Origin of the sequence: Teredinibacter haidensis, assembly GCF_014211975.1 — a bacterium.
Lineage (GTDB): Bacteria > Pseudomonadota > Gammaproteobacteria > Pseudomonadales > Cellvibrionaceae > Teredinibacter > Teredinibacter haidensis.
Genome location: NZ_CP060084.1, coordinates 1,996,679 through 2,008,938, shown reverse-complemented (window position 1 = coordinate 2,008,938; position 12,260 = coordinate 1,996,679). Strand labels below are relative to the sequence as shown.

General features: G+C 46.1%; 14 protein-coding genes. 12 read left to right on the top strand and 2 right to left on the bottom strand.

All coding sequences use genetic code 11. The features are described from left to right. The first annotated feature begins 25 nt into the window (after window positions 1-25). Both mltG and tmk read left to right on the top strand, forming a co-directional pair. A complete protein-coding gene (gene mltG / locus H5715_RS07980; protein ID WP_075185205.1) occupies window positions 26-1,129 on the top strand; it encodes an endolytic transglycosylase MltG in 1,104 nt (367 codons plus the stop codon). Then, window positions 1,116-1,751 carry a dTMP kinase gene (gene tmk / locus H5715_RS07975; protein WP_075185206.1) on the top strand — a complete coding sequence of 212 codons (636 nt, stop codon included), beginning with the start codon at window positions 1,116-1,118 and terminating at the stop codon, window positions 1,749-1,751. The genes mltG and tmk overlap by 14 nt, the downstream gene beginning before the upstream one ends. A gap of 5 nt (window positions 1,752-1,756) precedes the next feature. Here the strand turns inward: tmk and H5715_RS07970 are convergent, their stop codons facing one another. After that, the gene (locus tag H5715_RS07970; protein ID WP_075185207.1) at window positions 1,757-2,374 is read right to left on the bottom strand and encodes an RluA family pseudouridine synthase; all 618 of its coding nucleotides are present in this window, start codon (window positions 2,372-2,374) and stop codon (window positions 1,757-1,759) included. A gap of 64 nt (window positions 2,375-2,438) precedes the next feature. Between H5715_RS07970 and H5715_RS07965 the strand changes: the two genes are divergently transcribed. The 10 genes from H5715_RS07965 to H5715_RS07920 all read left to right on the top strand — a co-directional run bounded on the left by H5715_RS07965 (window position 2,439) and on the right by H5715_RS07920 (window position 11,338). Continuing rightward, entirely contained in the window at window positions 2,439-3,458 is a 1,020-nt protein-coding gene (locus tag H5715_RS07965; protein ID WP_075185208.1) for a DNA polymerase III subunit delta', read from the top strand. Window positions 3,459-3,567: 109 nt separating this feature from the next. Further along, window positions 3,568-3,921 (top strand): PilZ domain-containing protein, encoded by a 354-nt coding sequence (locus tag H5715_RS07960; protein WP_075185209.1) that lies wholly within the window; start codon window positions 3,568-3,570, stop codon window positions 3,919-3,921. Between the two features lie 100 nt (window positions 3,922-4,021). After that, complete coding sequence (locus tag H5715_RS07955) at window positions 4,022-4,801, top strand: TatD family hydrolase (RefSeq protein WP_075185210.1); 780 nt, start codon at window positions 4,022-4,024, stop codon at window positions 4,799-4,801. 8 nt (window positions 4,802-4,809) lie between these two features. Then, window positions 4,810-5,430 (top strand): dUTP diphosphatase, encoded by a 621-nt coding sequence (locus H5715_RS07950; protein WP_075185211.1) that lies wholly within the window; start codon window positions 4,810-4,812, stop codon window positions 5,428-5,430. A gap of 93 nt (window positions 5,431-5,523) precedes the next feature. Beyond that, a complete protein-coding gene (locus H5715_RS07945) occupies window positions 5,524-6,507 on the top strand; it encodes a malate dehydrogenase (protein WP_075185212.1) in 984 nt (327 codons plus the stop codon). Window positions 6,508-6,606: 99 nt separating this feature from the next. Beyond that, window positions 6,607-7,083 (top strand): thioredoxin-dependent thiol peroxidase, encoded by a 477-nt coding sequence (bcp, locus tag H5715_RS07940; RefSeq protein WP_075185213.1) that lies wholly within the window; start codon window positions 6,607-6,609, stop codon window positions 7,081-7,083. Window positions 7,084-7,701: 618 nt separating this feature from the next. After that, complete coding sequence (locus tag H5715_RS07935) at window positions 7,702-8,739, top strand: helix-turn-helix domain-containing protein (RefSeq protein WP_246434735.1); 1,038 nt, start codon at window positions 7,702-7,704, stop codon at window positions 8,737-8,739. Between the two features lie 235 nt (window positions 8,740-8,974). Then, a complete protein-coding gene (gene yajC, locus H5715_RS07930) occupies window positions 8,975-9,307 on the top strand; it encodes a preprotein translocase subunit YajC (protein ID WP_075185214.1) in 333 nt (110 codons plus the stop codon). A 94-nt stretch (window positions 9,308-9,401) separates the two neighbouring features. Then, window positions 9,402-10,418, top strand: a complete 1,017-nt coding sequence (locus H5715_RS07925) for a D-cysteine desulfhydrase family protein (RefSeq protein ID WP_075185215.1) — start codon at window positions 9,402-9,404, stop codon at window positions 10,416-10,418. A 5-nt stretch (window positions 10,419-10,423) separates the two neighbouring features. Then, window positions 10,424-11,338 carry a 5'-nucleotidase gene (locus H5715_RS07920; protein ID WP_075185216.1) on the top strand — a complete coding sequence of 305 codons (915 nt, stop codon included), beginning with the start codon at window positions 10,424-10,426 and terminating at the stop codon, window positions 11,336-11,338. Here the strand turns inward: H5715_RS07920 and H5715_RS07915 are convergent. Then, window positions 11,335-12,126, bottom strand: coding sequence for a sulfite exporter TauE/SafE family protein (locus H5715_RS07915; protein ID WP_075185217.1), 792 nt, complete (start codon window positions 12,124-12,126; stop codon window positions 11,335-11,337). The two genes, H5715_RS07920 and H5715_RS07915, sit on opposite strands and share 4 nt — an antisense overlap. Between the last annotated feature and the right edge of the window lie 134 nt (window positions 12,127-12,260).

Below are 12,260 nucleotides of genomic sequence, written 5' to 3'. Positions count from 1 at the left end.
TGTTAATTATTGGAAAATTTCGTATATGAATGTCAGTCTCGTTCGAGTTGTTTTAGCCCTCACCCTATGGGTGTTGCTTATGATGGGTGCGTCCATATACTACGTGTGGAGTTGGCTCCATACGCCCCAGCGCGTTGAGTTGGTCGATAAGGTTTACGTTATTGAACACGGGTCTTCTCTGCATCGCGTAGCCTCGGATTTAAATGAAAAAGGCATGATCCGTTGGCCCCGCATTTGGGTCACCTACGCTCGTTTGTTAAATCTCTCCAATATTAAAGCAGGTGAATATAAGCTGGCACAAAAAGAGTCTCCAGTGTCGTTACTATCCCGGTTTCAAACCGGTGAACTGCTTCAGTACCAGATAACTCTAGTTGAAGGGCGCAACCTAAAGGAATTTATTGAAAGTCTGCATAGCCACAAAAAAATTGTACAGTCTTTGGCGGGAATGAGTAATGTGGAAATTGCAAAAGCTCTTGAGATAACTGCGGAGAACCCCGAAGGGTATTTTTTTCCGGACACCTACCAGTTTGTCAGTGGAGATAGCGATAAAGATATTTTGTTGCGCGCGCACTTAAAAATGACGCAACTATTGCACGAAGAATGGTTGAATCGAGCAGGTGGTTTGCCTTATAAAACCGCCTACGAAGCTTTAATTATGGCTTCGATTGTGGAAAAGGAAACCGGAGCCGCATTTGAGAGAAAACAGATTGCCGGTGTATTTGTGCGTCGACTGCAGAGCAATATGCGTTTACAAACCGATCCAACGGTTATCTACGGGATGGGAGAGAACTACACCGGAAATATTCGGAAAAGTGATCTGAAAAAGCCTACGCCCTACAATACCTATACAAATCGTGGTTTGCCTCCCACGCCTATTGCTATGCCAGGGAAGGAATCCATTCGCGCCGCATTGCATCCGGCATCGGGAAGCACTTTGTTTTTTGTGGCCAAGGGGGATGGAACGCATTATTTTTCTAGCACTCTCAAAGAACATGAAGAGGCAGTAAAAAAATATCAGAAAAAACGCCGATCTGATTATCGGTCAGCTCCAGAACCTGCTGTGATGAAGCAGAAAGAGGGGGTTGTTGTAGGTCCAGATTTCAATGAGGATAGTGATGCAGCCAGGTAAATTTATCACCGTCGAAGGAACAGAGGGTGTAGGTAAATCGACGAACATCGAGCTTATAAAAAACTTGATTGAAGCGCGTAATATTGAACTGGTCATTACGCGAGAGCCGGGCGGTACACCCTTGGCTGAGGAGATTCGAGAATTATTATTGGAGAAGCGAGAAGAAAAATTTGATCCGACGGCAGAGTTGCTTTTGGTTTTTGCTGCGCGCGCCCAACATTTGAATACAGTTATTTTGCCAGCGTTGAATGAGGGTAAATGGGTGCTCTGTGACCGATTTACGGATGCAACGTTTGCTTATCAGGGAGCGGGGCGAGGTTTGCCCTGGGATACTATTAGTGAATTAGAGCAGCTAGTACAAAAAGGTCGTCAGCCGGACATGACACTGTTGTTGGATATTAGTGTTCGGATTGGTCTGGAGCGCGCGAGTGCCCGTGCAGAGCTGGATCGTTTTGAGTCAGAAAAAATCGAATTTTTTGAACGTGTTCGTCAAGGTTACCATGAGCGCGTCAAGCAGCGACCCGAGATTTTTTTTGTGGTGGATGCGGGTAAATCTCTGGAGCAGGTACAGACAGTAATCGAAAGGCAGCTTGAGCATCAACTAGATTTGTGGTGTTCTTAGCCGCCCTAAAACTCAGCTTCGCAACAAATATCCAAAGATTTTAACGTTGCCGGATGTTTAAACTGTAAGCGAGTGGCATGTAGCTGTAGTCGGTCGCTGAGTGCGTTACTTTTTTTGCAGCCATAGAGTGCATCGCCTAAAATTGGATGCCCTATTTGTTGCATGTGTACACGCAGCTGGTGTGATCGTCCCGTATGGGGAGCTAGCAGTAGCCGGGATGACTGTGTTTCTGTGTTGCGGGTAATAAGCTCAAACTGGGTTAGGGAAGGCTTTCCGTTTAACCAATCGATTTTTTGCTTTGGTCGATTTTCCCAGTCACAAATCAGAGCAGAGGATATTTCTCCGTAGGAGGAGGAAACATACCCGTATACAACGGCTGTGTAGTGTTTGGTAATTTGTCGGCGCTCAAAAAATTTCCCTAGGCTTCTCTGTGTTTCAGGATTGAGTGCAAATATAACCAACCCCGACGTCGACATGTCCAAGCGATGGACAATTAAGGCCTCAGGGAAGCACTGTTTAACGTGATCGAAGGCGTTTTCGGGTGAGGAAAGGCCAGGAACGCATAGTAAACCAGAGGGTTTGTTGATAACGATTAAATCGTTATCTTCATATACAAGATTCATAAGGTGCTGTTGAAAGTACTGTAGAAGCGCAACATTCTACCTTAACCCAGAGGTAATTCGAGACATGAGCAAAGTAAATATGCCTCCTTATCAGTGGCAGTCGGGAGCGTGGCAGAAATTTGTACGGCAGGTGGATAGCAGCATGTTACCTCATGCAATCTTAGTTAGCGGTTGTCCGGGTATTGGTGTCGAAAAGCTGGCAGCGACCATGGCGCACTATTTGTTATGTAAATCACCTATGGAAGGGGTGGCCTGTGGCAGTTGTAAATCGTGCCAACTGATAGAGGCCGGCAGTCACCCCGATTTCTATGACGTTGCACCGGAGGAGCAGGGTAAGGTAATCAAAGTAGATCAAATTCGCCAGTTAACAGACTTTGTTGCTAAAACAGCTCAGCAGGGAGGTAGAAAGCTGGTGTTAGTGACCCCCGCCGAGGCGATGAATATCAGTGCGGCCAACAGCTTGCTGAAATGTCTGGAGGAGCCGGCGGGTGATACGGTACTTATTTTGGTAACGTTGGAGTTAAGCCGTCTGATACCAACCATCCGCAGTCGTTGCAGCAAATTGGTGATGCCCCTGCCCGATAAATCTGCATCACTTGAATGGCTTGAGGAAATGGGTGTTGGAAATACCCAGCAACTACTGAGCGAGGCGGGTATGGCACCACTGTTGGCAATGGATTGGTGGCAAAGTAATTATTTCAAGCAGCGGCAGGACATGTGTGGAATGCTTGCGACCCTCAGCGAAGGGGGCCTTTCTGTTGGTGCTGTGGTACAAAACTGGTCGCCACTGGCGCCGTTTGAGGTTGTGAATACGCTCTTATCTTGGCTTGATGGCTTGCTGAGAGATCGGGTCAAACCGTCGATTAGCGACAACGCTAGCACATGGGAGAGCCTGATACAGGCAACAAAATTTGTTCCGGCGCAGTTGCTGTATCGCTACAGGGATGCATTATGTCAGCGCAAAGCCCAGCTCTTGAGTAACAACAATCTCAATCCCAGTCTTGTAGTGGAGGAGCTACTTCTTGACTGGAAGGCGATGGTAAAGCTGTCTAGGAGGGGGGCAAATAGCGCTTTTACACGATAAATGACTATTTAACGTACGCCGAAGACGTTTTAAGTGGCTTAGGCAGTGACCTGCCGTTAACACTCGGCTATCCTTAGCCCCATAAGAATTAGCGACGAGCAATGTTTATATGAAAGGTTTAGGTGGTGCAGCCCGAAACGGGATATTGTCTTTAACCATCCGCGATAAAGCAGTGTTATACGCTGCCTATATGCCGTTTGTTCAAAACGGTGGCCTTTTTATCCCCACCAACAAGTCCTACAGCCTGGGGGACGAAGTTTTTATGTTGCTGAGCTTGATGGACGAGCCGGAAAAAATACCGGTTGCCGGTAAGGTGGTTTGGATTACCCCTCGGGGAGCTCAAGGTAACCGTGCAGCGGGTATTGGTGTGCAATTCAGTGGTGAGGATGATGTGGCTAACCATAAAATTGAAACTTATCTTGCTGGCTCCCTCGAATCTGATAGACCAACCCACACCATGTAAATCTGGGTGGTAATTCTTACTCTACCCGGTCATAATTTGCTCCGCCGGGTTTCGGCCCAAATTCGTATCTTAAACTGGTAAAAGCAGGCAAATTCATTCAATGCTCGTCGACTCCCACTGTCATCTCGACCGGTTAAATCTGTCCAAATACCCCAATGGCCTTACGGGCGCAATAGATGCGGCAAAAGAGCTGGGCGTCAGTAAAATGCTGTGTGTCTGCATCAGTGAAGAGAATAAGCAGCAGGTGCTGGATATCGCGCTACAGCATGAAGGGATATATGCTTCTGTAGGAGTCCACCCCTCCGATGTTTCTGAAAGCATAGTGTCGGTTGAGCAGCTCAAAAATTGGTCGAAAGATGAAAAAATAGTGGCTTTGGGCGAGACCGGGCTCGATTATTACTACAGTGCGGAAAAAGCTGAGCAGCAAAAGGAGAGCTTTGCGAACCATCTTATCGCTGGCGCCGAGCTGGGTTTGCCGGTAATCATACATACCCGTGACGCTAGAGAGGATACGTTAACACTTATGCGTGAATATGCCTCCAGCCACAGCGCCGGAGTTATGCATTGTTTTACCGAAAGTTGGGAGATGGCGCAACAGGCGCTCGATCTTAATTTCTATATTTCTATTTCCGGTATTGTGACCTTCAAAAACGCTGATGCGTTGAGAGAGGTGACAAAAAAGGTTCCTCTGGATAAATTACTTATTGAAACGGATTCCCCTTATCTTGCCCCGGTTCCCTATCGAGGTAAGCCCAACGAGCCCAAATATGTTCGTGCAGTTGCCGAAGCGGTTGCCGACTTGCGCGGAATATCATTTGACGAGCTAGCAGAAACAACCAGTCGGAATTTCGCCAACCTGTTTCTAAAAAATAAACTTTAGGATTTCCCATGCGCCAACAAATAGTGACTATGCTTGAACTTCAGGAAGCCATGAACAGCAAGGTTAACGCGGAATGGAGACAGCAGAACTATGAATGGTATAGAGCGATATGGGTTGAGTGTGCCGAGCTAATGGACCATTACGGCTGGAAATGGTGGAAGAAGCAGACACCGGATATGGATCAGGTTGTGCTGGAGTTGATTGATATCTGGCATTTTGGCCTTAGTATCCGTCTGTTGGGCGATGAGCCGACGGCTAAAGGTTATGAGAGGCTTGCCAGTGAGATTGAGCAGGAGTTCATGGCAGATATAGCTCATAAAAGTTTCCGTGAGGATTTGGAACAATTTACAGAGCTGACCTTGCAGACCAAGAGTTTTGCGATACGAGAATTTCGCCGTCTGCTGGAAGGCGTAGAGCTGAGTTTTGAGCAGTTGTTCAACAGTTACGTTGGCAAAAATGTATTGAATATATTCCGTCAGGACTTCGGTTACAAAGACGGTACTTACCAAAAACAGTGGAATGGTAAGGAAGATAATGAACATTTAGTTGAGGCATTAGCGGAGTTAGATCCCAAGATGCCTGACTTTGGTGCAGCCTTATATAAAAAGCTGCAAGCACGTTATTCTTAACAGATGCAAATGTTATAGGGCAATGACATTTTTAATTTTGTCCCTATAATTGCGTCTCGCTTTTTAAGTAACCCAACCAAACGGAGATATATTGTGAAAGCACCCGTTCGAGTCGCCGTAACAGGCGCTGCAGGTCAAATTAGTTATTCGTTGTTGTTTAGAATTGCCGGTGGAGAAATGCTAGGGCAGGATCAGCCCATCATTTTGCAAATGCTGGAAATTAGCCCTGCGCTGGAAGCTTTAAAAGGTGTTGCAATGGAATTGGACGACTGCGCATTTCCTCTTGTACAGGAAATGATTTGTACTGATGATCCAAATGTAGCCTTTAAAGATGCTGACTACGCCTTGCTCGTAGGAGCTAGACCTCGTGGGCCTGGCATGGAGCGTAAAGACCTGCTAGAAGCCAACGCTGCAATTTTCTCCGTACAGGGGAAAGCTATAAACGATAACGCTTCCCGTGATATTAAAGTTTTGGTTGTGGGTAACCCTGCTAACACCAATGCTTTGATTGCTCAACGCAATGCACCGGATATTAACCCCCGTCAATTTACAGCGATGACGCGTCTGGATCATAACCGCGCTATGTCTCAATTGAGTCAGAAGCTGAAAATCTCAACAAATGAGATTTCAAAAATGACCATTTGGGGTAACCACTCATCGACGCAATACCCAGATTTGTTTCATACGTTGGTCGATGGTGAGGTTGCGATAGGCAAGGTTGAACAGGAGTGGTACGAAAATGACTATATTCCGACGGTTCAGCAGCGTGGCGCCGCCATTATTAAAGCCCGTGGCGCCTCTAGTGCCGCTTCTGCGGCCAGCGCAGCAATCTTTCATATGCGCGATTGGGCTTTAGGCTCTTCTGAAAACGACTGGGTTAGCATGGGCGTATACAGTGACGGCAGCTATGGTGTTGAAGAAGGTCTGATCTATTCTTTCCCTTGTGTCTGCGCAAACGGCGATTGGAAGATCGTTCAGGGGCTCGATATTGATGACTTCTCCAAGGCTCGTATGATTGAAACTGAAACTGAGCTGAAAGAAGAGCGCGACGCAGTTAAATCTTTGTTGCCAGCATAAATCGGTTATTGTGAAAGCGCGGTACTATACCGCGCTTTTTTTATACCTGATATTTACTTATTTCAGGGTTTAAGTCCCCCGAATAAAGAGAGGAATACTATGGCACTACCTAAAGTTGGAAGCAAAGCTCCGGCCTTTTCCCTCAAAAATCAGAATGGCGAGCTTGTTAAGCTATCTTCTTTTGCGGGTAAAAAAAATGTCGTTGTATACTTTTATCCGAAAGCCATGACCCCGGGCTGCACAACCCAGGCATGTGGGGTTCGTGACGCCAAAACGGAATTTGAAAAGCTGGATACCGTGGTTTTTGCTATAAGCCCGGATCCTGTTGAAAGACTGAAGCGTTTTGAGGAAAAACAAAGTCTTACGTTTGGCTTGCTTTCGGACGAGGATCATACGATTGCCGAAAAATACGGTGTATGGGGATTGAAAAAATTTATGGGACGTGAGTTTATGGGGATTCTGCGAACCACTTTTATTATTGATAAGGAAGGCCGATTAGCGTACGTTATGGACAAGGTAAAGACCAAGACCCATCATGAAGATGTCGTAGTGTATATATCTGACCATCTTACATAGAACGCTTTGGGTCAAACATAAATAATGTGGAAGATTTAAGTAGTCGGCGAAGTATCCGGTTTCTTATGAATGCCAAATAGATTATGGAAGGGATTGGGGTTCTTGCTATATAGCATTCTGAAATTATGAGATACATAATAATAACTAGTCGCCGAAATAAATTTTCATGCATACGTTAGCGGATGCGCAAGCGATAGTCTTTAGTCGTCCTTGTTAACAAGCAACAGCCTTAATCATCATCGAACAATAAAAGCTAGCTTTCGGTTAGGGGGTCGGATTTTGCTGTTTTTTCGGGTATATAGTTAACATATTAACCATTTGCGGTCGGAGTGACGAGTTAGCCCGAAAAGTGTGCTTTATGTGTACTTACTGTTGATATTTCAATTAATGACGCCCAAAGCAACCGCGTGGCGCATTTGGCTCTGGTGTCTTCGCCTGTTAAGAAATAATTTACATCTTTGATTTATATCCCCGGATAATGGTTTGTTCTCGATGTTCACCATTACCGGGCCAGGGTTTAATTTGTATTTAAGTTTTCACTACTAGTGATAAATGTCTAACTGGTTGTCTGATTTATTGTCGATCTTAATAGCAAACAATTATAATAAGTAAGCAAAAATGAATAAGGTGAGAGAGTTGAAGCTTTTATCCAGCAGTAGTTTTCATCATGGCTTGTCCGCAACTTCTCCGGACATTAATCAATACGATATGGAAATTGCGCATGAAAGCGTAACGTTTTTATATCGAGTGTTAGCTAATAGCCATATTGCAGAATCCTACAATAAAGCGATATGCCTTTTTCTTGAGGCAGGCATTAAACGTTTTACAGCAGATTTTGCTTTAGTCACTCGTCCGTTATCTTCGCAAGTGTATGAAGTGGTTGCTTGCGTCGGCAATGACGAAAAATTTTTTGTAGGTCAGCACTTATCACTAAGCGGTACTTTGTGCGAGCAGGTAATAGCAAAAAATGAGACCTGCGTGCACTCTAATTTACCTGATCAACGTGTGCATTCATTATCTATGGCGTATAATAATACCCAAGTAGGTGCGTACCTAGGCACTGTAGTGAATTCTACTCATGCTGAGCGAGCGGTACTGTGTTTTATGAAAGCACAGAGCTTGGGAGCAGATACTGGAGATGGTAGTTCCAGCGGTGGATACAGTTCTGAGGACGTAGCTTTTTTAGAGCTACTGGCAGAAGGAGTGGCCTTTATGACCGACCAACAATTAGCACAAGCTCAACGAAAACTCACTGATCAAGCAATGTTTGCGTTAGGGTCCGTAAAGACTCTGGACGAATATTTGGAGCAGGCTCGACTTCCAGAAGTTTTTGGTGTCCCGGCCCGAGTCGTTGAAGTATTGGAACGACGCATTAGCAGAGCACCTCTCAGCATTGGACACATTGCTGAGGAGTTGAATCTCTCCAAGCGAACTTTGCAACGACGTTTGCAGCAGCAAGATGTTAGCTTTGCAGATCTGCGCGATCAGGTACGTTTTCATTATTCAATTGATTATCTAATTAAGCAGCACTTGAGTATCGATAGTATTTCGGCATCGCTTGATTTTTCAGATCGTACAAGTTTTACCAATGCATTTAAGCGTTGGACGGGGCTATCTCCCAGTACCTTCAGAAAGTTGTTCCGCGATTACGTATAAGTGTTTATCTTCCCAATGGTTGGCTAGCGCTGGCCATTGGAAGCTCCTTCCCTTTCTAACCGCTTTTCTCTAGGCTGTTAGCGCTTGAATTACCGGTCTGCGTGCTAATTGGGTTAAACCGCGTATGAATTGCTTGACTCTTTCACCGCATCTTGTAGAGTTAGCCGCCTTCCATTCCAACTGTTAGTGAGTCCCTCATTAGCTTTTTGTAAGAACGACAGAGGTTAATCTACGTATGAGCTTTTTTATCGCTGAAGCAGTAGCGCAAACAGAAGGTGCTGCTCCTCCCAATGCTGGTTTTATGAATTTTGTACTGCTTGGTGGTCTATTTGTCTTTATGTATTTTGTGATAATTCGGCCACAGCGCAAGCGGCAGAAAGAGCATAAGTCTTTGGTCGAGACCCTGGGTAAGGGTGATGAAGTGGTATTGACCAGTGGCATGCTAGGTAAAATTACAGAAGTAGATGAAAATTACATTACCTTGAATGCTACTAATAATGTAGATTTGAAATTTCAAAAGTCATCCGTACACGCGGTACTGCCCAAGGGCACTATCAAGTCTATCTAGTTAGGTCTGCAAGCCTTGGCTGCGGTTTGCGGCCGAGGCCTTAGCTCCCCCTCTCTCTTTACCTATCTAGGCTTTCAAGGTACCTTTACCGCTTATGTTAGCCTATAAACCGTCCCGACTTTCATTAGCGCATCTTCCCACGCCTATTCGCCCTCTGGATCGCTTGTCCCGACCGCTTGGCGGCCCTCGCATTTGGCTTAAACAGGATGATTTTACCGGCTCGGCTCAGACGGGAAATAAGCTCCGCAAGCTAGAGTTTGTTGTTGCAGAAGCATTAGCTCAAGGCTGTGATACCTTAATTACCTGTGGTGGTGTTCAGTCTAACCATTGCCGAACAGCAGCGCTGGTTGGCGCTCAGTTGGGCTTGAAGGTGCATCTGCTATTACGAGGGGATCCCGCTTCCTGTATCGATGGCAATTTGCTAATGGATCATATGGCTGGTGCCGAGGTTTCCATCTATCCGGATGATGAATATGTCGCAAATCTGGGAGGCATTTTTCAGCATTGGAAAGAGTATTACCAATCTGTTGGGCGGTCAGCTTACGTTATTCCGACCGGAGCCAGTGATGAGGTTGGCCTTTGGGGGTACCTGCAGGCGTCCGAAGAGCTGTTAAACGATTTCAAGCAAAATGATATTCAGCCGGATGCGATTGTTGTGGCAACTGGTTCAGGGGGGACCCAGGCGGGCCTGACCTTGGGTCTGCACCTGCAGGGGTCATTAATACCTGTGCATGGTGTCGCTGTGTGTGACTCGGAACTCTATTTCCATAACAAGGTGAGGAGCGATATCAGTGCCTGGCAAAAACGATGGGGTGCTTTTTTTAACAAAACAAATCTTGATGAGCTTTTAGCTGAATTACGCATTCACACCTTGGATGCCTATATCGGTCCCGGCTATGCGCAGGGTTATGATGAACTGTTTCAATGTATACAGATGGTTGCGCAAGAAGAGGGCATCATTTTGGACCCCGTGTATACCGGAAAAGCGTTTTATGGATTGGTCAGTGAAATTAAATCCGGTATTTTTTCGGGAATGGAGGATATTGTGTTTGTTCACACTGGAGGCGTATTTGGCCTGTTTCCATACCGCAATGTTGTACTGGGGAGGTAAAGACTATGACATCTCAGCTGGGGGGTAAGTTGGTTATCGCAATTTCGTCGAGAGCGCTGTTTGATCTTGACGAAAGCCACCAGGTATTTGAAAACGATGGTCTAGAAGCATACTCCAAATACCAGATAGCGCACGAGGACGTTGTACTTCCTCCTGGCGATGCCTTTCCTATGGTCGAAAAGTTGTTAAAGATTAATGAGCAGCTGGGCGGGGAGCCTAGGGTAGAAATAATTTTACTTTCTCGCAACAGTGCCGATACTGGGTTGCGTATATTTAACTCTATCAATCACTACGGGCTGGATATTACGCGCGCAGCCTTTACCGGTGGTGAGAGCCCTTATCGTTATATTTCACCTTTTAACGGGCATCTATTTTTATCCACGGATGCGAGGGACGTACGGCATGCGATAGAGCAGGGCGTTGCCGCCGCGACGTTATTAACATCGTCAAAAAGTAAAGGCGAGAGTAATCAGTTAAGGTTTGCCTTCGATGGTGATGCCGTACTATTTTCTGATGAGGCTGAGCAGGTTTACCAGAGGCAGGGCTTAGATGCCTTTGCAAAAAGTGAGCGTGAATCGGCAAAAACCCCCTTAAGTGGTGGCCCGTTTAAGTCTTTTCTCGCTGCCTTACAGGGTTTGCAGAATGAATTTCAAGGGCGAGAGTGCCCTATTCGGACGGCGCTGGTAACTGCGCGCTCCGCACCAGCACATGAAAGGGTTATTCGCACATTGCGCGCATGGAATGTGCGAATTGATGAATCTCTATTTTTGGGCGGTTTAAGCAAGGGTAAATTTCTGCAGGCCTATGGCGCAGATGTATTTTTTGATGATCAACAAACCCATTGTCAGTCCGCCCGTGACCATGTTGCCACTGGACACGTTCCCAACGGCATTGCTAATGAGCTTATCGACAGAGCTTAGTGTGCCGGTGCCAAAAATGCGAACTTGATTCCGATCATCATCAAAATACAGGCGAGAATAGGCTGGAGTATTGAATTTGGAACTCGTACAGCGAGTTTTGCTCCCAGATGGACCGCTGGCAGAGAGCCTAGTAGCAAACCGAATAAGAGTTGAAAGTCGACATTATTGTTCCATAGGTGGCCTAGGCCAGCAATTAGAGTGAGCGGTACGGCATGAGAAATATCCGTGCCCACGACCTGTAATGCGGGTAGACGGGGGTAGAGCAATAACAATAACGCTGCGCAGAACGCTCCAGCACCTACCGACGACAGTGTAACAAATACGCCCAGAACGATGCCTGCGGAGAAGGTTACTGCGGTCGCATTTCGGTAGAACCATCCCTGTTCAGCATTTTTTGATGCGAAGCCCTTCTGAATTTGTTTCTTAAAGAACACAACTAATGAAGTAAGGATCAACATAAAACCCAGGGTGTGGGTTAGCAATGGCGCGTAATCGAGATCCTTGGGTATGGCAAAACGCAACGCCACTGTTGTCAGTAGGGATGCGGGGATGCTGCCCGCGGCCAGGGTAAAAACCAATTTCCAGCGCACTGTGCCCTGTTTCTGATGGGCGTGCATAGCCCCGGTTTTGGTTGCGGCCGCATAGAGGAGGTCGGTACCGATAGCGATCTTTTCTGGGATGCCCCAAAGGATGAGTAGAGGGGTCATAAGTGACCCTCCTCCAACTCCCGTGAGGCCAACAGCCAGTCCGACCGCCGCGCCGGCGAAAATATAAAAAACTAAATCCATATTTAGTACTGAAAAATGTGAGGCTGACTGCTAAATTACAAATACGGGTGGCAAATATACGTATTTATAACTATTCTTCAAAAGAATATTTTCTTCTATTTTTATAATGAAATGTCGTTTTGGGTGCTTTTAGG